This is a genomic window from Azorhizobium sp. AG788 (genome assembly GCF_943371865.1).
Classification (GTDB): Bacteria; Pseudomonadota; Alphaproteobacteria; order Rhizobiales; family Xanthobacteraceae; genus Azorhizobium.
Map to the genome: position 1 here is coordinate 81,527 of NZ_CALRWL010000016.1, position 26,065 is coordinate 107,591.

General features: G+C 65.5%; 21 protein-coding genes. 2 read left to right on the forward strand and 19 right to left on the reverse strand.

Annotated features, from left to right (window positions below; translation table 11 throughout):
- Positions 1-4 precede the first annotated feature (4 nt).
- From AAG816_RS11860 to AAG816_RS11870, 3 genes are all read right to left on the reverse strand, one after another.
- The gene (locus AAG816_RS11860) at positions 5-1,351 is read right to left on the reverse strand and encodes an amino acid ABC transporter permease (protein WP_341989852.1); all 1,347 of its coding nucleotides are present in this window, start codon (positions 1,349-1,351) and stop codon (positions 5-7) included.
- A gap of 73 nt (positions 1,352-1,424) precedes the next feature.
- On the reverse strand, positions 1,425-2,714 hold the full coding sequence (locus tag AAG816_RS11865; RefSeq protein ID WP_341989829.1) for an amino acid ABC transporter permease: 1,290 nt from the start codon (positions 2,712-2,714) through the stop codon (positions 1,425-1,427).
- Positions 2,715-2,944: 230 nt separating this feature from the next.
- Entirely contained in the window at positions 2,945-3,955 is a 1,011-nt protein-coding gene (locus AAG816_RS11870) for an amino acid ABC transporter substrate-binding protein (RefSeq protein ID WP_341989830.1), read from the reverse strand.
- Positions 3,956-4,146: 191 nt separating this feature from the next.
- Here AAG816_RS11870 and metC point away from each other — a divergent pair, with 191 nt between their 5' ends.
- Positions 4,147-5,331: a cystathionine beta-lyase gene (metC, locus tag AAG816_RS11875; RefSeq protein WP_341989831.1), complete on the forward strand. Its 1,185-nt coding sequence runs from the start codon at positions 4,147-4,149 to the stop codon at positions 5,329-5,331.
- A gap of 24 nt (positions 5,332-5,355) precedes the next feature.
- Here the strand turns inward: metC and AAG816_RS11880 are convergent, their stop codons facing one another.
- From AAG816_RS11880 to AAG816_RS11925, 10 genes are all read right to left on the reverse strand, one after another.
- Positions 5,356-5,688 (reverse strand): lipid-A-disaccharide synthase N-terminal domain-containing protein, encoded by a 333-nt coding sequence (locus AAG816_RS11880; RefSeq protein WP_341989833.1) that lies wholly within the window; start codon positions 5,686-5,688, stop codon positions 5,356-5,358.
- Between the two features lie 7 nt (positions 5,689-5,695).
- A complete protein-coding gene (locus AAG816_RS11885) occupies positions 5,696-6,394 on the reverse strand; it encodes a glycosyltransferase (protein ID WP_341989834.1) in 699 nt (232 codons plus the stop codon).
- A gap of 35 nt (positions 6,395-6,429) precedes the next feature.
- Entirely contained in the window at positions 6,430-7,338 is a 909-nt protein-coding gene (locus tag AAG816_RS11890; RefSeq protein WP_341989835.1) for a phosphatase PAP2 family protein, read from the reverse strand.
- Positions 7,335-8,987 carry a glycosyltransferase family 39 protein gene (locus tag AAG816_RS11895; protein WP_341989836.1) on the reverse strand — a complete coding sequence of 551 codons (1,653 nt, stop codon included), beginning with the start codon at positions 8,985-8,987 and terminating at the stop codon, positions 7,335-7,337. The genes AAG816_RS11890 and AAG816_RS11895 overlap by 4 nt, the downstream gene beginning before the upstream one ends.
- Before the next feature lie 460 nt (positions 8,988-9,447).
- Entirely contained in the window at positions 9,448-9,636 is a 189-nt protein-coding gene (locus AAG816_RS11900; RefSeq protein WP_341989837.1) for a hemin uptake protein HemP, read from the reverse strand.
- A gap of 238 nt (positions 9,637-9,874) precedes the next feature.
- Positions 9,875-12,997, reverse strand: coding sequence for an efflux RND transporter permease subunit (locus AAG816_RS11905; protein WP_341989838.1), 3,123 nt, complete (start codon positions 12,995-12,997; stop codon positions 9,875-9,877).
- Between the two features lie 3 nt (positions 12,998-13,000).
- Positions 13,001-14,164 (reverse strand): efflux RND transporter periplasmic adaptor subunit, encoded by a 1,164-nt coding sequence (locus tag AAG816_RS11910; RefSeq protein ID WP_341989839.1) that lies wholly within the window; start codon positions 14,162-14,164, stop codon positions 13,001-13,003.
- Between the two features lie 187 nt (positions 14,165-14,351).
- Positions 14,352-15,509, reverse strand: a complete 1,158-nt coding sequence (locus AAG816_RS11915) for an aminotransferase (RefSeq protein ID WP_341989853.1) — start codon at positions 15,507-15,509, stop codon at positions 14,352-14,354.
- A gap of 130 nt (positions 15,510-15,639) precedes the next feature.
- Positions 15,640-15,942, reverse strand: a complete 303-nt coding sequence (locus AAG816_RS11920; RefSeq protein ID WP_341989840.1) for a hypothetical protein — start codon at positions 15,940-15,942, stop codon at positions 15,640-15,642.
- A 111-nt stretch (positions 15,943-16,053) separates the two neighbouring features.
- Positions 16,054-17,853: a potassium/proton antiporter gene (locus AAG816_RS11925; protein ID WP_341989841.1), complete on the reverse strand. Its 1,800-nt coding sequence runs from the start codon at positions 17,851-17,853 to the stop codon at positions 16,054-16,056.
- Between the two features lie 144 nt (positions 17,854-17,997).
- Here AAG816_RS11925 and AAG816_RS11930 point away from each other — a divergent pair, with 144 nt between their 5' ends.
- Positions 17,998-18,276 (forward strand): hypothetical protein, encoded by a 279-nt coding sequence (locus tag AAG816_RS11930; RefSeq protein WP_341989842.1) that lies wholly within the window; start codon positions 17,998-18,000, stop codon positions 18,274-18,276.
- Between the two features lie 240 nt (positions 18,277-18,516).
- Here AAG816_RS11930 and AAG816_RS11935 read toward each other — a convergent pair whose 3' ends face one another.
- The 6 genes from AAG816_RS11935 to AAG816_RS11960 all read right to left on the reverse strand — a co-directional run bounded on the left by AAG816_RS11935 (position 18,517) and on the right by AAG816_RS11960 (position 25,868).
- Entirely contained in the window at positions 18,517-19,746 is a 1,230-nt protein-coding gene (locus AAG816_RS11935) for a GGDEF domain-containing protein (RefSeq protein WP_341989843.1), read from the reverse strand.
- 48 nt (positions 19,747-19,794) lie between these two features.
- Positions 19,795-20,793, reverse strand: coding sequence for a UDP-glucuronic acid decarboxylase family protein (locus AAG816_RS11940; protein ID WP_341989844.1), 999 nt, complete (start codon positions 20,791-20,793; stop codon positions 19,795-19,797).
- A gap of 115 nt (positions 20,794-20,908) precedes the next feature.
- Entirely contained in the window at positions 20,909-21,979 is a 1,071-nt protein-coding gene (locus AAG816_RS11945; RefSeq protein WP_341989845.1) for an ROK family protein, read from the reverse strand.
- A gap of 157 nt (positions 21,980-22,136) precedes the next feature.
- Entirely contained in the window at positions 22,137-22,268 is a 132-nt protein-coding gene (locus tag AAG816_RS11950) for a hypothetical protein (protein ID WP_341989846.1), read from the reverse strand.
- Between the two features lie 127 nt (positions 22,269-22,395).
- The gene (locus AAG816_RS11955; RefSeq protein WP_341989847.1) at positions 22,396-23,079 is read right to left on the reverse strand and encodes a response regulator; all 684 of its coding nucleotides are present in this window, start codon (positions 23,077-23,079) and stop codon (positions 22,396-22,398) included.
- Positions 23,080-23,153: 74 nt separating this feature from the next.
- The gene (locus tag AAG816_RS11960) at positions 23,154-25,868 is read right to left on the reverse strand and encodes a sensor histidine kinase KdpD (RefSeq protein ID WP_341989848.1); all 2,715 of its coding nucleotides are present in this window, start codon (positions 25,866-25,868) and stop codon (positions 23,154-23,156) included.
- Positions 25,869-26,065: the final 197 nt, after the last annotated feature.

Sequence of the window (26,065 nt, forward strand, 5' to 3'; positions counted from 1 at the left end):
GCCCTCAATTGCGGTGGTTGCGATCGAGGCGCCGTTCAAGCGCCAGCGAATAGCGGGACATGCCGAAGCAGAACACGAAGTAGAACAGCCCGGCAAAGCCGAAGCCGGTGACGACCGTGGTGGGGGTGGCCCAGTTCGGATCGGTAAACGCCGCCCGCAACACGCCGAGCAGATCGAAGATCGACACGATCAGCACCAAAGTGGTGTCCTTGAACAGGCCGATGAAGTTGTTGACGATCCCCGGGATCACCAGCTTCAGGGCCTGCGGCAGCACCACCAGACGCATCATCAGGCTGGAGCGCAGCCCCAGCGCCATGGCGCCTTCATACTGGCCCTTGGAAATGGCTTGCAGCCCGCCGCGTACCACTTCCGCCATGTAAGCGGACGCGAACAAGGCAACGCCCACCAGCGCCCGCAACAGCCCGTCGATATTGAACTGGCCGGGCAGGAACAAGGGCAGCATGTAGGTGGCGAAGAACAGCACCGTGATCAGCGGCACGCCGCGCCAGAACTCGATGAACAGCACGCAGCTGATGCGCACCAACGGCATGTCGGAGCGCCGCCCCAGCGCCAGCAGAATGCCCAGCGGCAGCGAAGCCACGATGCCCGTGACGGCGATGACCAGCGTCACCAGCATGCCGCCCCACACCCGGGTTTCCACCGGCGGAAGGCCGAAATTGATGTCCACTGCCGCCAGCACCAGACCCAGGCTGATGAACGTGACCAGCACCGCCTTGGCAAAGCTCCGGCACTCGCCGGCAAAAACCGGCGCCGCCGCGGCAGCGATCGCCGCAATGACCAAGGTGGATGCCACATAGTCCGGCCAGAAGCCGGACCGAAGCCCAAGCGCCTGTCCGATGCTGGAGAACACCGGCCCCAGGCCCGCCGCACTCAGCAGGAAGCGCTGGAGACCCAGATTGCCGCCGGTGAGCAGCACAAACGAAGCGACCGGATAGACGCCGAAAAACAACAGGGCGTTGAGCCGCTTATAGGGCAGCTTCGGGATCATCAGCGGCGCCAGGAGGATGATGCCCAGCGCATAGACCAGATCCACCCGCCAGCGCTCCGGCTCGGGGTAAAAGCCGTAGACGATCTGGTTGAACTTGGCGCCGATGAAGGGCCAGCAGGCCCCCACCGGGCGCCCCACCACTTCGGGCAGGCAGGCGTTGCGGCCGGTGCCGGTGAACACCGCATCGAAGATGAAGAAGTTCAGCAGCGGCGGCACGACGATATAGAACACCCAGCAGCCGAACAGGGTGAGGATGACCTGCGTGGGCGAGCCCAACAGATGGGCGCGCGCCCAGCCCCACACGCCGCGGGTGCTGACGGGCGGGGTTTCGGGCGCGATCATGCCCGCGGCGACGAAAGAGCCGGCGGGTGCGCCGGCGACGGCGGGAGGCGTGGAAACGTCCATGGCGGCCCCCTCAGCGTTCAATCAGCGCAACGCGCCGATTGTACCAATTCATCACCAGCGTCGTGAGCACGGAGATGGTCAGATAGACCGCCATGGTGATGGCGATGATTTCGATCGCCTGACCAGTCTGGTTCAGGGTGGTGCCGGCGAAGATCGCCACCAGATCCGGATAGCCTACAGCCACCCCCAGCGATGAATTCTTGGTCAGGTTCAAATACTGGCTGGTCAGCGGCGGAATGATCACCCGCATGGCCTGGGGGATCACCACCAGGCGCATGGTCAGTCCCGGTTTGAGGCCCAGCGAATAGGCCGCTTCCGACTGCCCGCGCGAGACCGAGGAAATGCCCGCCCGCACGATCTCGGCGATGAAGCCGGCGGTGTAGATGGACAAGGCCAGCAACAGGGCCACGAATTCCGGGATCACCCGGACGCCACCGACGAAGTTGAAGCCCTTCAGTTCCGGCCGTTCGAATGCCACCGGCATTCCGGTCGCGAACGCTAGCACCAGGGGCAGTCCGACGATGAGGGCGACACCGCTCCAGAACACCGGGAATTGCTGGCCGGTTGCCTCACGCCGCCGCTTGGCCCAGCGCGCCAGCACGAAGGTGAGCACAAGGCCGGCAACGATGCCCCACCCGACCCATTCGGAGCCCGGCTCAAACAGCGGCCGAGGCACCACAAGGCCACGATTGTTCACGAAGATGCCCGGCGCCGCGACCATTCCCGCCAGATTGCTGAAGAAGGCCGCCACCGGCGTCAGACCGATGCCCGCCGCGCCGCTGGCCAATCCGTTCAGGATCGGCTGGATGCCGAAGCTCAGGCTTTGGCGCGGATTCGGCAGTGCCGCGAGCACTGCCAGATACCAGAACATGATCTGGAACAGGGGCGGCAGGTTGCGGGTGACTTCCACATAAGCGGACGCCAGCGCCTTGATCACCACATTGCTGGACAGGCGCGCCACGCCCATGAGAAAGCCGATGATGGTGGCGATGATGATGCCGAGGAAAGCCACCAGCAAAGTGTTGAGCAGGCCCACCAGGAAGGCGCGGCCGTAGCTCATGGATTCGTTATAGGGAATGAGCGTCTGGGAAATGCCGAAACCGGCGGAATTCTCCAGAAAGCCGAAGCCGGATGCGATGCCGCGGCGGGCCAGATTGGCCTGCGCATTGGCCAGGATCGACCAAGCCATCCAGATCAGGATGACGGCCAGCAACCCCTGCAGGACCAGTGAGCGGAGCTTCGGATCGGTCCACGACCAGCGGCGGGGCTCGTGCCCCCCAGGCAGACTAGCGTCGCTCATGTTACCCCTCGATGAAGTGAGGCCTGGGACTCTACGGTCCATTGCGACCTCGCGCGGCGGTTGCGCGCGATGATGTGGCGGCGAGATGACGGAAAAGGGCGGAAACCGCCGGACATGGCGCCGAACGCGGCCGCGGATCCCCCCGTTGCCGGCCGTACACCTTCACGCCACCGGAGCGGGTGGCCTGCACTGAAAACGGCGCCCGGATGATCCGGGCGCCGTCGGTCTCGTCAGCGAATCGGCATGCCGTATTGCAGGCCGCCGTCGTTCCACAGCTTGTTGTAGCCGCGCTGAATGCCCAGCGGCGAGCCGGGGCCGACGTTACGGTCGAAGATCTCGCCGTAATTGCCCACCAGCTTCACGGCCCGCAGCGCCCAGTCATTGCTGAGGCCGATGCCCTCGCCGAACTTTCCGTCGGAGCCGAGCAGGCGCTTGACCTCGGGGTTGGCCGAATTGACCTGCTGCTCGGCATTCTTCTGGGTCACGCCCAGCTCTTCCGCGTTCAGCAACGCGTAATAGGTCCACTTCACCAGATCGAACCACTGGTCATCGCCATGGCGCACCAGCGGGCCGAGGGGCTCCTTGGAGATCACGTCCGCCAGAACCACATGGTCGGCGGCGTTGGTGAGCTTCAGCTTGATGGCGTAGATCTGCGACTGGTCGGAGGTGAACACGTCGCAGCGGCCGGAATCATAGGCCTTCACCGTCTCGTCGATGGTGGAGAAGGCGATGACCTCATACTTCATGTTGTTGGCGCGGAAGTAATCGCCCAGATTCAGCTCGTGGGTGGTGCCGGTCTGCACGCAGACCGAAGCGCCGTTCAGCTCCTTGGCCGACTTGATGTTGAGCGACTTGCGGACCATGAAGCCCTGGCCGTCATAATACATCACGCCGGCGAAGTTGAAGCCCAGCGTGGTGTCGCGCGACATGGTCCAGGTGGTGTTGCGCGACAGCACATCGATGGCGCCGGACTGCAGCGCGGTGAAGCGATCCTTGGCGCTCAGCGGGGTAAACCGCACCTTGGTCGCGTCATTGAAGATGGCTGCCGCCACGGCGCGGCAGAAGTCCACATCGAGGCCGGTCCAGTTGCCCTTGTCGTCGGGGCTGGAAAATCCGGGCAGGCCCTGGGTCACGCCGCAATTGAGGGCCCCCCGGGCCTTCACGTCGTCCAGCGTGGTGGCTTTCGCCGCGCCGGCGCCGAGCGCGAGTATACTTAACGCTGCGATCAGGATGCGTTTCACAGGTCGTCCCTTCTCTTATGGTCCCCCATCGGGGGTTATGATGCCCGGCGCGACGTCCCGCCCGGCACGTGAGAATAGACGTCCTTCACCCGGACGTCGTATGGGAGCATCTCAATCCGTTGTGCACCCATGGTCAATAGCTGCCGACGCGTTGCGCACGATGCCGTTCTAGGCAATTTGGAGAATTCCCTATGACCCAGTCCGCCGATGACGATGCGACCCTCGCCCCGGCCACCCGCGTGGCCCATCTGGGGCTGGACCCGTTTCGCTTCGACGGCTTCGTCAATCCGCCCGTGGTGCGCGGCTCCACCGTGCTGTCGCGCACCTACAAGGAACTGGTGGATCACAGCGGACGCTACAGCTACGGACGGCGCGGCAACCCCACCACGGAAGCCCTTCAGAACGCGATTACGGCGCTGGAAGGCAGTGACGGCACGCTTTTGACGCCCTCCGGCCTGTCGGCCATCTCCATTGCCCTGGTCTCGCTTGTGGGCGCCGGCGATCACCTGCTGATGGTGGACACCGCCTACCGGCCCACCCGCCGGCTCTGCGACACCATCCTCAGCCGGCTGGGCGTGGAGACCACTTATTATGACCCCCTGGTGGGCGCCGGCATCGCCGACCTGATCCGGCCCAACACCCGTGCCATCTTCCTGGAGGCGCCGGGATCACAGAGCTTTGAGATGCAGGATATTCCCGCCATCACCGCCGTGGCGCGGGAGCGGGGCATTTTCACCCTGATCGATAACACCTGGGCGACGCCGCTGTTCTTCAAGCCGCATGCCTTTGGCGTCGACGTGTCGATCCAAGCCGGCACCAAATATCTCGGCGGCCATGCGGATCTGAACCTTGGCACGATTTCGGCGGTGGGCGAGGCGCGGAAAGCGATCCACGCCACCCATGGCGACATGGGCATCTGCGTCAGCCCCGACGATGCCGCGCTCGGTTCCCGCGGGCTTCGTACCCTGGCGGTGCGGCTGGAGCGGCATCAGCGCTCGGGCCTGGAAGTGGCCCGCTGGCTGGCCGCGTCGCCCCACGTGTCGCGGGTGCTGCATCCGGCGCTGGAAAGCGACCCTGGCCATGCCATCTGGAAGCGCGATTTCACCGGCGCCTGCGGTCTGTTCAGCCTGATTCTGAAGCCGGTGCCGGAAGCGGCAGTGGCCACTTTCTTCGATTCGCTGCGGCTGTTCGGGATGGGTTATTCCTGGGGCGGCTTCGAAAGCCTCGCCATTCCCTTCGATTGCAGCGACTACCGCACCGCGACCCAATGGACGAGCGAAGGTCCCGCGGTACGGCTGCATATCGGCCTGGAGGAGCCGTCCGACCTGATCACCGATCTCGATCAGGCTCTCACCAAGATGCGTGCGGCGGCCTGAGGCCGCCACACGGGATGATCTCCCTCAGGTGGCGGCGCGATCGGCGCGCCGCTCCCGCAGGGCAAACTGCAGGTTGCGGATATAGATGAAGGTGGAGAGCGCCTGCCCGGCGATGAACACCGGATCGCGGCGATACAGGGCATAGATCAGCAGCAGCGTTCCGCCGCCGAGCGAGAAGGTCCAGAAGGCGAACGGCAGGACCGAGCGTCCCGCCCGTTCGCTGGCCACCCACTGCACCACAAACCGCATGGTGAACAGGAACTGTGCCACGAAGCCCAGTACCACCCACCAGTCCAGCTGGGTGACAAAGACGTCGTGCAGATAGTCCCCGACCGCGCGGACCAATTCCACGAGCATTAGGTTCTCACTCCACCACGTGGGGCACCCGCCGCCGGCGGATCAGCCACCACACGCCCAGGAGATCGGCAATGCCGACCCACAGGCGATTGAAAAACCCGTAGTTGGACACGCCGTTCCAGCGGGCGCGGTCCACCACTGGCAACGTGCGGATCTCATATCCGTCCCGCTTCACCAGGGCTGGTGTGAAGCGGTGCAGGCCGTCGAACAGCGGCAAGGCGAGATAGACCGCGCGCCGCACCGCCTTCAGGCCGCATCCCGTATCGCGGGTATCGTCATTGAGCAAGCCGCGGCGGACGCGATTTGCGGTCCGGGACTGGAACCGCTTGAATGCGGTGTCCTTGCGCCCCTGGCGCTCTCCCTGGACCATGCCGATGCTCGGGCCCCCCTCGTCCAGCAGCCGCACCATGGCAGGCAAATAGACCGGATTGTTCTGCCCGTCGCCGTCCAGCAGCAGCAGAATATCACCGCGCGCGGCCCGCGCGCCCGTATCCACCCCTGCGGATTTCCCGCAGGACGTCGCATGGGTGATGATGCGCATGTAGGGGCGCGTGCGCGCCGCCTCCACCAGTTCCGCGGCGGTGGTGTCGGTGGAGCCGTCGTTCACGTAAATCAGTTCGAACGGCTCGGTGAGGACGGCATCAAGTTCGCCGATCAGGGGCAGGATGTTCCCCGCCTCATTCTTGACGGCGATGATCACGGACAAGCGTGGCGTTCCGGTAGGACCGGCAGAGGTGGAGGTCAAGATCGTGCCTCTTCGAGACCCAGGTCCCGGTGGGAGGAGGAAAACAAAGCGAGGATGCGCCGCATGGACGGCCCCGCCTTCGGAACAATGGTGCCGTCGGCGGCGACCGCAAAGACCAGGCGCTTGGCGGCAAAGACCTTCACCATCCACAAGGTGAAGGCCGTGGCCAGCGCCGCCCCGGCCAGGACATCGCTGGGATAGTGCGACCCCAGCACCACCCGCGAGGAGGCCACCAGCACCGCCAGCGCCATGAGGGGCCAGCGCGCGCGGGGATACAGTGCCGCCAGCGCCACCGCGACCGCAAACACGACGGTGCTATGCCCGGAGGGAAAGCTGGCATAGCTGGGTCGCATGGCGAACCAGTCAAATGTCAGCTGTGCATGTGGTCCCGCCAGAGCCAAAGCCGCGCTGGGACGAGCCCGGCCGAGCACATATTTGATCACCAGCACCGGCAGGGAGATCCCCACCACGCAGGTGAAGACAAAGCCAAGGCGCGCCGCCACGGCCGCGGCCACCCGGCGGCGGATCGGATCCAGATATGGCATCGCCCCCAGCGTCACCAGCAGCGCCAGCCCCAGCGGCCAGAGCACCACCGAGCCCAAACCGAGATCGGTGACCCGCTCAAAAAAACGCACCACTTCCAATGGCACCCGCGCCCGCAGGCCGGGAATAAGCGGGTCCACCAGAATCATGGACGCCGCAGCCACCCCGCACACCAGAATAGACAGCGCGACAAGTTCCACGATGCCGTCGAGACGAATGCGCGGCACGACACCCCGCCGCGGACGTCGACGCAGCACCTCAAGCGCCGCAAACAATCCGGTCACGGCCCCCCACGCGTCGCGTACCAGCCGGTGGACCAGCCCCTGCCCCTGGGCAAGCGCCTTGGCCTCCCCCGCGCTCAACGGGCCGGCTCCTGGCTGCGGAACACGGAGATCTCCTGCCGGCGCCCGCCATTATAGGCGAAGCCATCCACCTGCCCCACCAGTTGGGCGTTGAGCCCAACGGCCTGCGCCCGCGCCGCGAACAGCGGCAGCATCGGCTTGCCGATAAAGGCCAAAGCGCAGCCGCCCTCCTTCAGCAGGTCGGCGGCTTGGGACGGATCGGTGAAGCGGATCTGCGTGCCGGCCAGGAACGCCAAGCTTGGCTCCTGGTAGGGCACGGTCGCAATGCGATCCGCCGGGCATCCGCTGTCGCGGGCGATGGCGGCCAGTTGCTCGGAGATCCACAGCGACCGCAGATGCGGCACGATGGCATGATAGACGCCGGTATAAAGGACCAGAGCCCCCAGCCCCGCCACCAGGAACGCGGCCACAGGCCCCACAGACGCTGCCGACTGCGCCGCCAGCACCAGAAGCAGAACCGCCAGCACCAGCACCGGCCACGCCGCTGCCGCCAAACCTTGGCCGAAATAATAGAAGCCGACCGCCAGCCCGATGGACAGCGCCACGCCGAGGGTCGGCCAGAACCACACGAAGTCCCGCAGCCGGCGCCCCACCTTGTCCAGTTCGCCCCGCTCTGCCGCCAAGGCGGTGAGAATGGCCAGCGCCGGGTAGAGCGGCAGCACGTAGTGCGGCAGCTTGGTGGCGGTGATCTCGAACACGATCCAGGTCGGCACCACCCAGGCGATCAGGAAGGTGACGGCCCGCTCGCGCCGGGCCCGCCAGGCGAACGGCAGCGCCATCACCGCCAGCGCCACCGATGGCCAGAAGGTGCCCCAGATCAGCAGCAGGTAGGTGCCGGGCGGTGCCCAATGGCCCTCCTGCCCTTCCGTCACCTTCCCCAGCATGTCGACGCCGACGGCCAGTTTGTAGAAGGCGCCATTGGTGACGAAATAGATCGCCACGAACCAAGGCAGCACCAGCAGCAGGCACCAAAGGATACCAGGAAGTGGCCGCAGGCCCAGCAGGAAGCGCCCGGAGCGCTCCACCACCACCAGGGGCAGGATGGTGAGGCCCAGGAACAGGGGCGCCATGGGCCCCTTGATAAGGATGCCCACGGCGAGGCCGGTCCAGAAAATCGCCGCGTCCAACCGCGACACCGGTCGCCCGCGCTCCCGCGCCAGATAGGCGCGCGCCAGGGCGCCCATGGAGGCCAGGATGGTGAACAGCAGCATGGCGTCGGTCTTGGCCAGCCGCGCCTCGATCCCGAGCAGCACGCAGGTGGCCATCATGCCTCCAGCCAGCAGCGCACCGCGGCGGGACACGAACGGCAGCGCCGCCCAATAGGTCAGGAGCACGGCGCCGATGGCGCCCAGCAGCGACGGCAGGCGGTAGAATGCAATTGTGGTCCGCGCAGAGGGGCCCACAATCGCCTCGCCGAGGGAGACGCTGGCCACCTGGAGCCAGTGGATCCCCACCGGCTTCTTGTAGCGCACGTCCTCCTTGAAGCGGATATCGATGAAATTGCCGCTCTCCAGCATCTGCTTGCTGGCCTGGGCAAAGCGCGCCTCATCCCGGTCGATGGGCGAGATCGAGGCAAAGCCCGGCAAAAAGGCGACCAGGGACACCAGCACCAGAAGTGCGCAGGCGCGCACATGGCTTGCCGCCGCCATGTCGAGGCCGCTTGAAAGCCGGCGGGCGAGTTCAACTGCGAAGGACCGACGCGGGTGAGACGCCGGTGCGGATATGGCCATGTGCGATGCGGATCCGGTCGATTTTGGCGCGGACAATAGCAGAAACGCCCGCGCGGCAAAGGCAGGGGAAAGGTGGCGCAAAGATGGCCCACCGCCATGGCGCTGCCGCGATGCGCGAAGGCCTTGCCCCGCGCGGGTTTCCACCGGCTAGCGGCCTATCGTTCGAACCCGGCCAAGCCTGGACTCGCCGACTCACGCCGGGAGAATACGGCCCCTGCACCGGTTTACGCTCTTCCGCTTACGCCTCCTCCTGCCCGCATGGGTCCTTCCGCCCTCGGCCGAGCGATGCATGCCATCGCCATCGGCGTTCAGGAAGGAGTGATCCTGAGATCGAGGACGTTGATCGTAGCGCCCACACCCCGCAGCCCACGCCCACGCGCTATTTGGTCAGGATCAGCTTGTTCTGCGAGGTCAGCCGCAATTGGTAGGTCTGCGATCCGTGCGCGATGGTGATGACGCGGGTGTCCGAAAACAGATCCCGACTGTCCATCTTCTCGTCCAGAACCGGGACCGCCCGCGTCTTCTGCTCAGGCTCCCAAGCGGTAGAGTCATGGTCATGCTTGGTCATTTGAACGACTCCAAATCATCATCGTGCGACTTCACACGATACTCAAGCTCCGCCCTCACTTTAGAGCGATTCAATACTGAACTTCCCTCATTATATTCTGAGTAATACATGCAATTCGACAAATCAATGCGAAGCGCGTCCGTGCAAGTGACACGGGCACGCAACGCATGCGGACGCCGCCGGCCTCCGGCATGGACAAAGGGGATGGGGGGTCGGCCGGCGCGACGCCGCGCCGCGCTTATTCCGCGGGCGCGGGACGCTCGTGCGGCGTGGCGGGCGTCTCGTCGCCGGCGATGGCTCCGCTGACGATGCGGTCGAGGCGATCCAGATACAGGTAGATCACCGGGGTAATGTAGAGCGTGAGCAGTTGCGACAGCAGCAGTCCGCCCACCACCGCCACACCCAGCGGCTGGCGCAGTTCCGATCCGGCGCCAGCGCCGATGGCGATGGGCAACACGCCGAAGATGGCGGCCAAAGTGGTCATCATGATCGGGCGGAAACGCAGCAAGGCCGCCTCGCGGATGGCATCCAGCGCCTCCACGCCCTGGCGACGGCGCTCCAGGGCCACGTCGATCATCATGATCGCGTTCTTCTTCACGATGCCCACCAGCATGACGATGCCGATCAGCGCGATCACCGACAGTTCGATGTCGAACGCCATCAGCGTCAGCAGGGCGCCGATGCCCGCGGACGGCAGGCCGGACAGGATGGTGACGGGATGGATGAAGCTCTCATAGAGCACACCCAGCACGATATAGATCACCAGCACCGCCGCCACGATCAGCAGCGGCTGGTTGCTCAGCGAATCCTGGAACACCTGGGCGGTGCCCTGGAAGCCGGTGGTGACCGTTGCCGGCAGGCTCGCCGCCCGTTCGGCGGCATAGATCTGTTCCACCGCCTGGCCCAGCGACGTGCCCGGCGCCAGGTTGAAGGAGATGGTCACCGCCGGCTGCTGTTGCTGGTGCGCCACCTGAAGCGGGCCCACCGTGCGGCGGATGGTGGCCACCGTCTCCAACGGAACGACCGTACCGCTGGTGGTGCGCAGATAGACCCGGCTGAGGTCCGAGGCTTCCTTCTGGAACCGCGACTGCGCCTCGGCGATGATCGCATACTGGTTGGAGCTGGTGTAGAGCGTCGCCACCTGACGGGTGCCGAACTGGGTATAGAGGGCGTTGCGGATCTGCTCCTCGGTGATGCCGAGCGCCGCCGCCTTGTCCTTCTGCACATCGATGGTCAGCTGCGGATTGGAGATCTGCAGGTCCGAGGTCACGTCGCGCAGGCCCGGCAGTTCGGCGATGCGCCGCTCCATATCGGGCGCGGCGGCATAGAGCGCTGCCGTGTCGGAGCTTTGCAGCGTGTACTGATATTGGCTCTTGGACGACACGCCGCCGATATTGATGTTCTGCACCGGCTGGAAGAACACGTTCACGCCGGGGATCTGGGCGGTGCGGCGGCGCAGTTGCTGGATCACCTGGAAGGCGCTGAGCTGGCGATCGCCGCGCGGCTTCAGGGCAATGAACATGCGCCCGGTGTTGGTGGTGCGGCTGACGCCGGTCGCCCCGGCGGTGGAGATCAGATAGGCGACGTTCGGGTCGCCGCGCACGGCGTCGGTGGCCAGCTTCTGGCGATCCACCATGGCGTCGAAGGAGGTGTCGGTGGCTGCCTCCACTGTCGCGGTGATGAAGCCGGTATCCTCCACCGGGAAGAACCCCTTCGGGATCACCACATAGAGGGCGCCGGAAATCACCACGGTGGCCAGCGTGACCACCAGCATCATGAAGCGGTGACGCAGCACGAAATCCAGCGAGTGCCGGTAGCCGGCCAGCCAGGCCTCGAACATCCGCTCGGTGAAGCGGAACACGATGTTCGGCCGCTTGCTGTGGTCGACCTCCTTCAGCACGCGGGCGCACAGCATGGGGGTCAGCGTCAGCGACACGAAGCCGGACACCAGGATGGCGATGGAAATGGTCACCGCGAATTCGCGGAACACCCGCCCCACCACGCCGCCCATGAACAGAACCGGGATGAACACCGCCACCAGCGATAGCGTCATGGAAATGATGGTGAAGCCGATTTCGCGCGAGCCGCGGATGGCTGCCGCGAAGGGCTTTTCGCCCAGTTCGATGTGCCGGTAGATATTCTCCAGCACCACGATGGCATCGTCCACCACGAAGCCCACGCACAAGGTGAGGGCCAGCAGCGTCATATTGTTGATGGAGAAATTCAGCACCCACATGACGCCGAAGGTGGCGATGATCGAAATGGGCAGCGCCAGCGAGGGAATGATGGTGGCCCGCACGTTGCGGAGGAACAGGAAGATCACCAGCACCACCAGCACGATGGCTTCCATCAAGGTCTTCTGGACATCGCCCACCGCTTCCCTAATGGAGAAGGAGCGATCGTTGAGCACTTCGATATTGACCGAACCGGGCACCTGGGCGCGATATTGCGGCAGGTGGGCGCGCACCTGATCCACCACCGCCACCGTATTGGCATCGGGCTGACGCACCACCGCGAGCACGATGGAGCGCTCGTCGTTGAACCAGGAGGCGACGCGCTCATTCTCCACGCCATTGGTCACGCTGGCGATCTCGTCCAGCCGCACCGGCGCGCCGTTGCGGAAGGCGATCACCATGCGGCGATAGACATCCGCATCGGCCTTGGCGATGCCCATGTCGATGGTCAGGCTCTGCTTGGGTCCGGACAATTGACCGATGGGCGTGTTTGAGGCCCGCGCCTGGATGGCGGTCTGGATATCCGCCGCTGAAATGTTGCGGGCGGCGGCGGCGGCGGGGTCGACCCGGATGCGCACCGCATATTTCTGCGTGCCATAGATCTGCACCTGGGCGACGCCGGGCAATTGCGAGATCTGCTGGCCGATGATGGTGTCCGCATACTCATTGACCGTGGACAGCGGCAAGGTGGCCGACGACACCGCCAGCAGGATCACCGGCGCATCGGCGGGATTGACCTTACGGAAGCTGGGCGGCGTGGTCATCTCGTCCGGCAACTGCCGCTGGGCCACCGACAGCGCCGACTGCACGTCCAGGGCCGCATCGTCGATGTTGCGCGACAGATCGAACTGGATGGTGATGGAGGTGGAGCCCTGGGTGCTCGACGACGTCAGCGAGGTGATGCCGGAAATGGTCGCCAACTGCCGCTCAATGGGGGTCGCCACCGCCGTCGCCATGGTCTCGGGACTGGCGCCCGGCAGGCTGGCGCTGATGTTGATGGTGGGAAAATCCACCCGGGGCAGCGCCGCCACCGGCAGCAGCCGGTACGCAAACAACCCGCCAATGATGAGCGACAGCATCATCAGCGTGGTCATGACCGGTCGGCGGATGCACAGCTCCGGGAACATGGCTCAACTCCCGGCGGCGGCGGTGGGGGCATTGCCCTTGATATTGACCTTCCCGTTATCACGCAGGGACAGCTGACCGTCAGTGACCACAACCTCGCCGCCCTTCAGCCCAGCGGTAATGACCGCCATTCCGTCCACGTTGCGGGCTACGGTGACCGGGCGAACGTGAACCACATCCTTGTCGACCACGAACACGAACGTCCCGTTCTGCCCGCTCTGGACCGCTTCGGCGGGAACGGAGGCAACCCCGCTCTCCATGCGCAACGTCACCGAGACGCTGCCCAAGGTGCCCGGCCACAAGCGTTCGTCCGCATTGTCGAACAGCGCCCGTACCATCAAGGTGCCGGTCTGGGGGTCGATGGTGTTGTCGATCACCGCGATCTTGCCGCCGGTGATGGTCTCATTGCGGCCCTGGAGGGTGATCTGGACCTGCGCGCCGGCCTCTGCGGCGCGGACCTCGGTCAGATAGTGCTCGGGCACCCCGAAGGCGACATAAATGGGCTTGATCTGGCGCACCGTGGCCAGCGTGTCGTCCATGCGAATGACAGCGCCCGGACGCACCGCAGCGACGCCGATCCGGCCACTGACCGGAGAGCGGATCTCATAATGGCTGCGCTGAACCTTCAGCGCCTGCACATTGGCTTCGTCCTGCTCGACGGTGGCCTTTTGCGCATCCACGGTGGTGCGAGCATCGTCTACCTGCACCTGCGAGACCGCATTGCGTGACGCAAGACCGATATAGCGGTCCATGTCCCGCACGGCCTTCTCAAGCTGGGTCTTGTCCTTGGCCAGCGTAGCCTGGGCCTGGAGGATCTGTGCGTCCACCTCGCGGGCATCCAGGACGAACAGGACGTCGCCCTTGTTCACCGGCGAACCGTCTTCGAAGGCCACTTTGACCACTTGGCTGGCCACACGCGAGCGGATGGTGACCGTGACCATGGGCTCCACGGTGCCCAGGGCCTCCACCCGCAGGGGCATCGGCTTTTCCTGAACGGTGGCCACCATCACCGGGGAACGGCGTTCCTGCGCGACCCGAGCATTGGCAGCGCTGCCAGCGCGCGCGCCCCACAGGCCTTGGGTCCACGTCCACCCTGCCCCGACGATCACCGCCAGGACGAAGAACATCGCAAAGATCCGCCAGCGCCCTGTGCGCCTCACTTCGGCCATGAAGTACCTCGCCCGACAGCACCGCCCCAAGGCGCGCTGTTCGCACCCTACGTCACATCGGCGAGGCTACACCTTGCCTAGGCGTGTCGCGAACAGGTTTTATATGGTTAGCGGTGGTTTTTAGCGCCATGTGGGGCACAAAAACGCCCACTCGTTAGGCAAATCGCCTCTATTTAACGGTAGCCGCTTAAATGCCGTTAGGTAACGCCCGGGCGAGCCGTTCAAGGGCGCAATCCAAGGTCGCATCATGCTTTGCGAAACAAAAGCGCACCACTGAGCGGACCGCATCCTCCGCATAGAAAGCCGACACTGGAATCGCAGCCACGCCATGGGTCTTCACAAGGTCGAGACAAAAGGCCTCGTCATCCAGGCTCGGGTCGATGGCGGCCAGATCCACCGACAGAAAATAGGTGCCTGCGCTTGGCAGCACGGGAAAGCCAAGGTCCGACAGGCCCTTGGCCAACCGATCGCGCGACCGTTCGAGACCGGCCCGCATCGCCTCGAAATAGGCGTCGTCCTTCCCCAGTCCGTAGGCAACCGCCACCTGCAGGTTCGGCGGCGTGGTGAAGGTCAGGAATTGGTGTGCCTTGCCCAGAACCCGCATCAGTTCGGGGGGCGCGAACACCAGCCCCACCTTCCAACCGGTCATGCCGAAGATCTTGCCGGCGGACGAGATTTTCACCGTGCGCTCACGCATGCCGGGCAGAGCCATCATCGACAGGTGGCGCCGGCCATCGAACATCACATGCTCCCACACCTCGTCGCACAGGGCGATGGCGTCGAAGCGCAGGCAGAAGTCCGCCACCAATTGCATCTCGGCCCGGGAATGCACGACGCCGGTCGGGTTCTGCGGATTGTTGAACAACACCAGCTTGGTGCGGGGCGAGAACACAGCCGCGAGCTTCTCCGCGGTGATCGACCAGCTTGGCGGCTCCAGGCGCACCAGGCGGGGAATACCCCCGGCCCGCCGGACCAGGGGCAGATACGCGTCATACAGGGGCTGGAACAGCACCACCTCGTCGCCTGGCTCGATCAGCGCCAGCAGCGCCCCCGCCAGTGCTTCGGTCGCGCCGGAGGTGACCATGACTTCCTGCTCGGGGTCCAGGTCCAGCCCTTGCCAGTGATGGTAATGCGCTGCCGCGGCCGTGCGCAGATCGGCAAGGCCCATCATCGGCGGATACTGGTTCCAGCCGGTGATCACTGCGTCGGCGGCCCGTTGCCGCACGTCCAGCGGGCCTGGGTCGTCAGGGAAGCCTTGGCCGAGATTGACCGCATCGTGCGCACGCGCCAGCCCCGACATCACCTCGAAGATGGTGGTGGGCAGGGCCGCATAGATGGAATTCAGCGGGCGGGCAGCGGGTGCCGCCGCCAGGGAAGCAAGGGTCGCAGACATGCGGCTATCGACTAGATCAAGTTGCGCCGCAGGTGAAGTCCCCGCATGCAAAAGCCGATGCCGCGCAGCGAAGATTCCAGCGCTACAGCTCTCCGCGCGCCAGTTCCACCAGCGGCTTCAGGGCCGCCAGGAGATCCGCTTCGGTCACGTTCGCAACTGGCATCAGCACCTTCGCGGCCTGGGTTCGCTGTCCCGGCCGCATCACCAGCACCACCGTCTCCGCGCCACCGCAGGCCGGATCCCCGCATGCGATCTCGCTCACCGAGACGGTGGCCTCCTCCTCCAAGTCGAGGAGGCGGCGCGTCATTTCGGCAAGGGCGCGGGTGGCGTCCCGCTGCTCGGGACCAGCCCCGGCACCGCGGCTGCGCATGAACAGGCGCACCATGAAGTCCGTCCTTCCTCTTTCCCTCGGCTGCCGGAGACGTCACAGCACCGATTCAAAACCGGCGCGTATGCCACACCGGGAAAACGTCAGCACGGCGGCAAAACCCGAAGGTCATACCGCGGGCCCGCCGTCCTCCCCCTCCTCGTGCGGGAGGCGGCGCAGTTTCCGGCGCATGCGGCGCACCCACCCCTGCGCCCGCGTGCCGCCGACGGTCTCGAACCGCAGCGCCGCGTGGCTGACCCGCCCTTCGGTCACCGTCAGCGCCTCCATGGCCGCATTCCCAAGGGGAAAGCGCATGCCCGGCAGCGGCCGTTCGTCGGTGCGGTCGGCGAAGGCGTCCGCAATGGTCAGCAGACGATCCTCGTCCCGCACCGCCAGGCCATAGAGTTCGGCGACATCGCCCACCCGCACGTCCCCGCCAAACGGGAAGCCGGCGACAATGTCGCTCCGGGTACGCTCCTCCACCATGAACAGCGGGTCGAGGCGATGCACCCGCTGGGGTGGCGCCAGCAGATAGGCATAGTCGCCATTGTGCAGCACGCCCGCTTCCTCCGGCGTCAGCACCTGCCCCTTGCGTACCACCAGCACCAGGCGTGCCCAGGGTGGGAGCAGGCCGGAGCTGATCGCCAGGGTGTCGCCGGTCACCGGATAGGCGACCAGTTCGTGCTCGCTCTGGCCCGGCAGATCGATTTCAAAGCGCCGCGTCTCGCGCAGCGGCTCGGCCAAGGCCACATCAAGCTTGCGGGCGGCGAACACGAGGCTCCAGCCGTGCAGGATTAAGGACACCAGCACGACGACGAAGGCCACGTTGAAATAAACCTCCGCGCCCGGCAGTTGCGCCAGCATGGGAATTGTGGCGAGGAAGATGGAGACCGCCCCGCGCAGCCCCGCCCAGGACACGAAGGTCTTCTCCCGCCAGGAAAAGCTGAAAGGCCATAGGCAGAGGAAGACCGCCGCGGGACGCGCCACCAGCATCAGGAAGGCCGCGATGCCCAGCGCGGGCGGGAGAAATTGCACCATGTGCGCAGGCGATACCAGCAGCCCCAGCATCACGAACATCACGATCTGGCACAGCCACGTCACGGTGTCATGAAAGCTGGTAATGGCCGCAATGGCCCGCACAGGACGGTTTCCCAGCACCAGCCCGGCGAGATAGACCGCCAGGAAACCGGACCCGTGCACCAGCGCGGTTGCGGCGTAGATCAGGATCGCCGATGCCACCACCATGGCGGGGTGCAGCCCACTGGGCAGATCGAGCCGGTTCAGCACGAACGCAATGGCGAAACCGCCGGCAACGCCCATGGCTGCGCCAAGCACGACCTGCTGCAGCATTCCCGCAGAAAGTGCCCAGCCGGGACTTCCCGCCCCCGAGGCGATCAGTTCCACCAACGTCACGGTCAGGAAGACGGCAGCCGGATCATTGGTCGCCGACTCGATCTCGATGACCGCACCCATCCTGCGCCCGAGCCGCAACCCTTGCGCGCGCACCAAAAACAGCACCGCCGCCGCGTCGGTAGAAGCGACGATCGAGCCCACCAGAAGACTTTCCCACACTCCCAGTCCCAGCAGCGGCACCGCTGCCAGCGCGACCAGACCGGCGGTGAAGATCACCCCCACGGTGGACAGAAGAACCGCCGGCGCCAGGGCGCCGCGCATGGTCGAGGCCCGCATGCGCAGGCCGCCGTCGAACAGGATGACGGAGAGGGCCGCCGACCCGACCAGATACGTGGCCCAATAATCGGCGAAGTGGATCTGCCCTGGCCCCGATTCGCCCGCGAGCACGCCGACGAGCAGGAACACCAGCAGGATCGGCGCGCCGAACCGCGCCGCGAGCAGACTTGAAACCGTACCCAGCAGGACAAGGGCGGACCCGACCAGCAGGATCAGGTCGGAGAGGAAGACATTACCCATCCGGTCCCTTTCGAGGCGCGATTTGCATCCGTTCTGATATGGATCCGCAGTAGCCCAATCGTTCCACCGCGGCTATGGTTTCGAAATCCTGGGTTGTCTCTTGCGTTCGGGGGAACGCGACGTCCCAGGTCAGGGAACAGTACCATGCCTCTTGGTTACGCTGCCCATGCTTACCTGGTAAAGGCTTACTTGCGCACCTCATCCGGCGCCGTCATTGCTGAGCCAGATACCGTTTGCTTCGATCTTGACCTTGCGATGGAGATCGCCGACTGCGATCAACATTACGCTGCGGGTCTTGCGGTTTATGCCTTGGATGAAGACGGCCTGCTGCTGGGCGATTTCCCGTTGGTGAGCCACGGGATGGTGGTGCCCCCGCAGATGGTCCCGGTGATGAACACCAAGCTGGCCCATTTCGCAGCCTGACAACTTCGCTCCCGACATTGATCGGTGTCGCCTTGAACGGCTGTAGGAACCCGCGGGTTCCGTGCGGCGGTGAGTGGCCGTTGGCATCCGCCCCAGGACTTCTCGCGGGCGGTTATCAACGCATGTGCGCGGGTACAACGGATCTTCGCGCGCGCTGCCAAGCGGTTTGCGCGATTGGAATGACACAAACTCAGAAGTTCAATCGTTTCCGCGCAGCGTGAGTCGCCGGGAAACGCGCCATCAATTGTGACGCTCGGAACGCGGTTCCCTGCGCGATGGCAGATCGTGACCGGCCGCTCGCGCCGGTGTGGCGACGACGCGGTCGCGCCCCTCGCGCTTGGCGTCGTACAATAGCCGGTCCGCCTGGGCGATGGCCGAGGCGATCGCCTGACCCGGCACGATCGTGGCAATGCCAAGGCTCGCGGTCGGCAGTGGCGCGATCTTGACCCGCTGCCCCGCGTCGGCGCCATCCAGCCCAGCCACCATATGGGCGACCGTTTCCTGGAAAGCGCCGCGGACCGCCTCGGCCATGGACGTTGCGGCAGCCACATTGCGGGTGGCGGAAAAAAACGCGAATTCATCGCCACCCAATCGGCCGACGCAGCTTGTCACACCGCACTGCGCAAGCAGCGCACGTGCAATCGCTTGCAGCACCTCATCGCCGAACTGATGGCCGAAATTGTCGTTCACTGTCTTGAAGTGATCGATGTCGACAATGGTGACGGTCGCCATTCCATGGGTGGGCATCTGAGCAACGAGGCGGGCGCAGGCTTCGTCGAAGCCGCGCCGGTTGAGGACGCCCGTGAGCGGGTCGAGGTGCGACACCGACCTTAGCCGTTCAATGATGTTCATGCACACGGCAAGCAGGATGGCGAAGCTGAGAAGGACTCCGAGCGCCGCCCCGGTCACCTTGAAGATGAAGCCCCAGATCGATTCTTGCCATTCGTTGGGCGCTCCCCCCTCAATGCTGAAGACGAAGAAGATCCCGCTCTGGATCAAAAGCGCAGCGGCCACGGTGAGGAAGGCGCCATAGAGCAGACGATCGCCGGCATGTCGCCAGCGACCGTAGGAGGCGCCAAGGGCCACCACCAATTGCAAACCGCAAGCGGCTTGCACCAGCGTCGTCTCCACGCGCACGCTCGCGAAGATACCCACCGAGACGGCCGCGGCCACGACCCCCGCGCCGACGATCGCGGCACGCAGCCTGCGATGCCCCGGCGCGTGAAAATGGCGGGCGACACCGCTGGCCATGACATAGGTGCCGAGCAGGAGGAAGCTATCTTCGACCACCGGCTTGATCACCGACAGGTTCTCGATACGGCAGATGGTGATGCCGTAGCCGATTCCCAGCAGAATGAAGGCCGCGCCCCAGTGGCCGGCCTCGATGCCGATCCGTTGCAGATACAGGAAAAACAGCCCGAACAGCCCGAAGCCAATGGGCAGTGACCATTCGAGAACGAGTTGCTCCATGTCCGCTCCCTGCGCGGTTCATATCAAGCGGTTATTCTTACCGCCAGCCTAGGCAGAAGGCGCAGGAATGGGCATGGCTCCCGTCCCCAGAAGGGTGTCGAAATAGCTGATGGTCCGCACCAGCCCCTCGCGCAAAGCGATGGTGGGGAGCCACCCCAGGGTGTCGCGGGCCTGGGTGATGTCCGGCTGGCGCTGCTTGGGATCATCCTGCGGCAAAGGTCGCTGCACGATCCGGGACGATCCGCCAATGAGTTCAATCACCATTTCAGCCAGTTGGCGGATGGTGAATTCGGACGGGTTGCCGATGTTGATGGGCCCCACCACCTCGCGCGGGCTTTCCATCATGGCGATCAGGCCGCGCACAAGGTCATCCACATAGCAGAACGACCGGGTCTGCGAGCCATCGCCGAAAATGGTGATGTCCTCGCCCCGCAGCGCCTGGACAATGAAATTGGAGACCACGCGCCCGTCATTGGGGTGCATCCGAGGGCCGTAGGTATTGAAAATCCGTACCACTTTGATCGCTAATTGGTGTTGGCGATGGTAGTCGAAAAACAGCGTCTCGGCGCACCTTTTGCCTTCATCATAGCAGGAGCGCGGGCCGATGGGATTGACGTTGCCCCAATAGTCCTCGGTCTGCGGATGGACTTCCGGGTCGCCATAGACCTCGGAGGTGGAGGCCTGGAGGATGGGCACCCGCAACCGTTTGGCCAGTCCCAGCGTATTGATGGCCCCGATGACGCTGGTCTTCAGCGTCTGCACCGGATCGAACTGGTAATGCACCGGCGAGGCCGGGCACGCCAGATTGTAGATCTCATCCACCTCGATGTAGAGCGGGAAGGTGATGTCGTGGCGCATCAGTTCGAACCGCGGATGGGTCAGCAAATTCTGAACATTGCTGCGGGCGCCGGTGTAGAAATTGTCGATGCACAACACTTCGTGGCCGCGCGCCAGCAGCGCCTCGCACAGATGCGAGCCGACGAAGCCGGCGCCGCCGGTGACGGCGATGCGCTTGGGCAGCAGGCCATTCGGGTTGATATTCACCATGTCGCGCAGATCCCCGCAGCCAAAGCCAGACCGCTGCCCCCTCGGTCCGGCGGGAAGCGGCGGCCTCTCCTAGCGCGAAAGCCGGCGCGGGACCATGCCCGCGCTCGGTCTGCCTTCAGTCTCGGGTGTGAAAGCTGGCGTTGCCCAGGCCGGTGCCGATGGTCAGCACCGCCCAGTTTGGCACGTCGGCCATCCACGGCCGCTCGCTCAAGCCCTGAATGACGGCGTCATTGTGCATGACCACCATGGTGTCGTGGCCGCTGATGCTGGGGATGGCCTCCCGGATGCGCTCGGGCAGGTGGAAATGGTCGCTGTCCCATTTGCCGGGCAGGTTTTGCACGCCCCGTTCGATGCTGCCGTCGGCATTGATGATGCCGGGACAGGCGATGCCGATGAAGGGAGCCACCGCCATCTTGTCCGCCTCGGCCTTGGCGATGAGGCCGCGGATCATCTTGACCAGGCGGTCCACCGCCTCTTCGCGCCCCAGACGGTCTTCATCCGCATGGCGCCACAGGTCGAGCTCGCAGACATCGGCCTTCTTGAGATTGGCGTCTTTCTTGGCGTTGTGGCGCACCATGCCGCAGCGGATGTTGGAGCCGCCGATGTCCACGGCGATGATGCCGTCATAGCCGGAGAAGATCCAGGACGGCGCCAGATGCAGGCAGCCGATCAGGCCGCCCTCGTCGGGGTGGTGGCGCAGGGGCTGGATTTCCAGCTTTTTATCTGCCGCGCGGAGCAAAGCGCCGGCGCGGGCGATGGCCAGTTCACCCACCCGCGCCTCCATGAGGCCGCCGCCAACGACGATGTGGGTGACCTCGCGCCAGGCCTTTTGTGACGTAAATGTCTTCACCACATGCGCGAAGTTCCCCGCAAAATCCTCGATGGCACCTTGCACCACCGCCGCCGCATCCGCGTCGCCCTCCGCGAGGAACTTGTCGAGCTTCTTCTTGCTGATGTGGGCGTCGAGATCCTCCTCGAACGGGTCCTTGCCCATGTCCCGCAGATGGACCCGCCAATCGCGGATGGACGCCCGGAAAGCCTTGCCGTTGGCCTTGTCGCCGACGAAGCCGTCCTTGTCCTTGACCTCGAGATTATAGCTGGTGACCTCGACGCCCGGGAGCTGGGCAGCACCGTGGGAGCCGAACGGAGGGGTCACGTCGGAAGAGGATTTCTCGGACAAAGCCATTGGGGTTCCAGTCGTATGATACACGATGGAACAACGTCACAAACGTCATTGAGTTGCCGAGGTCACGCTAGAAAAGGTCCAGGGCGCCCAAACGGACACACGCCCACCTCACTCCCGCCGGACGGACAGCCGGATACCGGCCCCTCGCCCCGGACGTTCAGCCCGGACGCTGGTTCACGAACCGCACCGCTTCGATGGGCGAGGTGAAGGTGATGATGCGCACGTCCTTGCTGCCGCAGACATCGCAGCGCAGGCGCGCGGCGGGCGTCACTTCGGCATCCGGTTCCATGGTGAGTTCGGCCGAGGGCTTTCCAAGAATGGAACGGCGGCGGCAACGCGGGCATTCAGCGCAGATCATGGCGCGACTATACACATAATCACGCAGGAATTGAGGCGCCTCTTCCCGCTCCCGCCCCCTACTCCGCCATGCGATAGCCGATGCCGGCCTCGGTCAGGATCAGGGCCGGCGCGGTGGGCTCGGCCTCCAGGCGCTGGCGCAGCTGGCCCACATAGACCCGCAGATATTGGGTGTCGTGCAGATGTGCCGGCCCCCACACCGCGCCGAGGATCTGGCGATGGGTCAGCACCTTGCCGGAATGGCGGGCGAGATAGACCAGGAGGTCGAACTCCTTCGGGGTGAGCTTCACCTCCACCCCGTCCCGCGTCACCCGATGGCGGGGACGGTCGATCTCCACCGGCCCCACCCGCAGCACCGCCTCGACATTGCTCTCCGGCGCCCGCTGGCGCAGAGCGGCACGGATGCGGGCCATGAGTTCGCCCACCCCGAACGGCTTGTTGACGAAATCATCCGCGCCCAGGTCCAGCGCCTCGATCTTCTCCGCTTCCCGGTCGCGGGCGGACAGGACGATGACCGGCACCTTGGAGAATTGCCGCAGCCGCCGGATCACCTCCTTGCCGTCCATGTCCGGCAGGCCGAGATCCAGCACCACCGCATCGGGGGGATAGGTGGCGATCTCGCGCAGGGCGCTGGCGCCGTCCTCCGCCTTGGCCACCGCATAGCCCGCCGCCGCCAGCGCCGGCTGGAGAAAGCGATGGATGGCCGGCTCGTCGTCCACCACCAGGATGCGTTGATCCATCATGCGATATCTCCTAGAGCACGCGCCGATCAGCTTGCACCGCAAGCTGATCGGATAACGCGTTCTCTCTCAATATATTAGAGCGCGATTCCCCGATCGGATCGCGTCAATCTGATCGGGTCGCGCTCTAAGCTGACGGGCAGATCGAAGGAAATGCGCACGCCGGTGCCGTGCCCCGGAACCGGGCTCTGGGCGCGGATGGTGCCGCCATGGGCTTCCACGATCCCCTTGGCGATGGCAAGGCCGAGCCCGGCCCCCTCCCCGCCATCGGCCCGATCCGAGGCGGCGCGGACGAACTTCTCGAACACATGGTCCAGCAAAGCGGGGGGAATGCCGGGGCCGGTGTCGGTCACCGACACCTCGATGGCGCCAGGGATGCGATGCGCCGCCACCTCGATCTTGGCGGCGGCGCCCGCATAGCGCACCGCATTGCCCACCACATTGGCCAGCACCTGATTGAGCAGGATCTGGTCCGCCTGCACCAAAGGCAGGTCGTCTTCCAGCGTCACCACCATATGCTGGATGGCGCCGCGCCGCCGGGCCGCGGCCACCGCCTGGTTGAGCACCTCGCCCAGATCCACCCAGTCGCGGCGCAGGTCCAGGGCGCCCGCCTCCAGGCGGGTCATGGACAGCAGGTTGCGCACCATGCCGTCCAGATGGTCCGCCTCCTCGCGGATCTGGGACAGGAGATCCCGCCGCTGCTCGGGATCGATGCGCTCGCCATATTCCATCAGGCTGCTGGCGGCCCCGAGAATGGAGGACAAGGGGGTGCGGAAATCATGGCTGATGGAGGCCAGCAGGATGTTGCGCACCCGCTCCGCTTCCGCCGCACTGCGCACATTGGCCATTTCCCCCGACAGCGCGGCGCGCTCCAGGGCCGAGGCGGTCTGGTCCGCCAGCGCATCCAGCAGCACCCGCGCCTCGGGGTCGAGCGCGCCCTGGCTGGCTGAGGATTCCAGGCCTATGACGCCGATGCAGCCCTGCCGCGCCCGCAGCGGCAGAAACAGCCACGGCACGCTGGGCAGCGTCCCGGTGCGGGCGCCAGCCGGCTCATTGCGTTCATAGGCCCAGCGCGCGGCGCTGAGCGAGGCGGTGTCGAGCCGGTCCTCCGGCGGCCAGGCGGCGGCCAGGTTCAGTTCGCCATTGGGCGCCACCAGCACCACCGCCGCCCGCGCCAGGATGGCGTGGATTTCGGAGGCGGCCCCATCGGCAATATCGCCGGGACCGGCGAGAGAGGAGAGCTTGCGGGTGAATTCATAGAGCCGTCGCCCCGCCCGCACCCGCTGGGAGGAGGCCTTGGCCTGCTCCCGCGCCCGCCCGGCCACCGCCGAGATCAGCACCGCGATCACCAGGAAGATAAACAGCGCCAGCAATTCATGGGGGCGGGCGATGGTGAAGGTGTAGATCGGGTCGATGAAGAAGAAATTATAAGCCACCGCCGACAGCAGCGAGGCGAACACCGCCGGCCAGACCCCGAACAGCAGCGCCGGGATCAGCACCGCCAGCAGGAAGATCATGGAGACATTGGGCAGGGCCACATGCTGGGTCAGCACTTCGCCGAGGAGGGTGGCGACGGACACCGCCATCACCGCCGCCACATAGCCGTCCAGATGGCCCACCGGCGGCAGCCGGCGCGTGGTCGCCCCCTCGTCGGTCTCGCTGCCGAAGGTCACCACATGCACCGCAATGCCGCTGGCCTCGCGCACCAAGGCATCCGCCAGGGTGCGCACGAACGGGCGCGACAGCCGCGCCGGACGGGCGCGCGCCACCACGATCTGCGTCACATTCTCGAATTTCGCGACCCGCAGCACCTCGTCGACGATGTCGCTGCCCACCAGCGAGCGGGTCTCGGCGCCGAGGCTCTCGGCCAGGCGCAGCGCCGCATCCACCTTCTGGCGGGCGGCCAGATCCATCACCGTGCCGGGACGCTCCACCGTGACCGCGAACCATGGCGCATCGGCCATGTCCGCCAGCCGTTTGGCCTCGCGCACCACCCGTTGGGCCGAGGCGTCCGGCCCGACGCAGACCAGGATGCGCTCGCCCGCCGCCCATGGCCCCTCGATGGCGCCGCCTTGCATGTGCTCCACCAGGTCGTCGTCCACCCGCGCCGCCACCCGCCGCAGCGCCAGTTCGCGCAAGGCGGTCAGATTGGTGGGCTTGAAGAAGCGCTCGATCGCCCGGGCGGCGGTGTCCTGCACATAGACCTTGCCTTCGGCGAGCCGTTTGAGCAGCTCATCCGGCGGCAGGTCCACCATGACCACCTCGTCCGCCTCCTGCACGGCGGTGTCCGGCACGGTCTCGCGCACCCGCACGCCGGAGATGCGCTGCACCACCTCGTTCAGGCTCTCCAGATGCTGGATGTTGAGCGTGGTCCAGACATCGATGCCGGCCTCCAGCAGGTCTTCCACATCCTGCCAGCGCTTGGGATGGCGGCTGCCGGGCACGTTGGAATGGGCATATTCATCCACCAGCAGCAGCTTCGGCCGCCGCGCCAAAGCGCCCTCCAGATCGAATTCCGGCACCAGATGGCCGCGATAATGGATCGGGCGCCGGGGCAGCACATCCAGCCCCTCCACCATGGCCTCGGTCTCCCGGCGGCCATGGGTCTCGACGATGCCCACCACCACGTCGGTGCCGCCGGCTTTGGCCGCCTGGGCGGCCTGGAGCATGGCGTAGGTCTTGCCCACGCCGGGGGCGGCGCCGAGAAACACGCGCAGCTTGCCCTTACCTTCCCGCTCGGCCTTGGCCAGCAGCGCCTCCGGCGAGGCGCGCGGCTTGTCCTCATGGCCCATCAACGCGCCTCCCGTGCAACGCGGTCCTTGAACGCAACGACCCTCCCCCGCATGCGGGAGAGGGTATGACTTTATATGGCAATGCCAGGCGTCAGGCCCTGCTCCTTATGGTTGTGCCCGGACATTCCGCGCTGCCGCGCGGCCCCCACCCTGCCCTCCCCCGCAAGCGGGAGAGGGTGAAATCGGAGAGCACGCGC

Bases quoted from the DNA above. Each gene is read 5' to 3' on its own strand.
- AAG816_RS11860 (WP_341989852.1), bottom strand. From the start codon at position 1,351: ATGATCGCGCCCGAAACCCCGCCCGTCAGCACCCGCGGCGTGTGGGGC.
- AAG816_RS11865 (WP_341989829.1), bottom strand. From the start codon at position 2,714: ATGAGCGACGCTAGTCTGCCTGGGGGGCACGAGCCCCGCCGCTGGTCG.
- metC (WP_341989831.1), top strand. From the start codon at position 4,147: ATGACCCAGTCCGCCGATGACGATGCGACCCTCGCCCCGGCCACCCGC.
- AAG816_RS11880 (WP_341989833.1), bottom strand. From the start codon at position 5,688: ATGCTCGTGGAATTGGTCCGCGCGGTCGGGGACTATCTGCACGACGTC.
- AAG816_RS11895 (WP_341989836.1), bottom strand. From the start codon at position 8,987: ATGGCGGCGGCAAGCCATGTGCGCGCCTGCGCACTTCTGGTGCTGGTG.
- AAG816_RS11900 (WP_341989837.1), bottom strand. From the start codon at position 9,636: ATGACCAAGCATGACCATGACTCTACCGCTTGGGAGCCTGAGCAGAAG.
- AAG816_RS11905 (WP_341989838.1), bottom strand. From the start codon at position 12,997: ATGTTCCCGGAGCTGTGCATCCGCCGACCGGTCATGACCACGCTGATG.
- AAG816_RS11910 (WP_341989839.1), bottom strand. From the start codon at position 14,164: ATGGCCGAAGTGAGGCGCACAGGGCGCTGGCGGATCTTTGCGATGTTC.
- AAG816_RS11920 (WP_341989840.1), bottom strand. From the start codon at position 15,942: ATGGTGCGCCTGTTCATGCGCAGCCGCGGTGCCGGGGCTGGTCCCGAG.
- AAG816_RS11925 (WP_341989841.1), bottom strand. From the start codon at position 17,853: ATGGGTAATGTCTTCCTCTCCGACCTGATCCTGCTGGTCGGGTCCGCC.
- AAG816_RS11930 (WP_341989842.1), top strand. From the start codon at position 17,998: ATGCCTCTTGGTTACGCTGCCCATGCTTACCTGGTAAAGGCTTACTTG.
- AAG816_RS11935 (WP_341989843.1), bottom strand. From the start codon at position 19,746: ATGGAGCAACTCGTTCTCGAATGGTCACTGCCCATTGGCTTCGGGCTG.
- AAG816_RS11940 (WP_341989844.1), bottom strand. From the start codon at position 20,793: ATGGTGAATATCAACCCGAATGGCCTGCTGCCCAAGCGCATCGCCGTC.
- AAG816_RS11945 (WP_341989845.1), bottom strand. From the start codon at position 21,979: ATGGCTTTGTCCGAGAAATCCTCTTCCGACGTGACCCCTCCGTTCGGC.
- AAG816_RS11950 (WP_341989846.1), bottom strand. From the start codon at position 22,268: ATGGAACCGGATGCCGAAGTGACGCCCGCCGCGCGCCTGCGCTGCGAT.
- AAG816_RS11955 (WP_341989847.1), bottom strand. From the start codon at position 23,079: ATGATGGATCAACGCATCCTGGTGGTGGACGACGAGCCGGCCATCCAT.
- AAG816_RS11960 (WP_341989848.1), bottom strand. From the start codon at position 25,868: ATGGGCCATGAGGACAAGCCGCGCGCCTCGCCGGAGGCGCTGCTGGCC.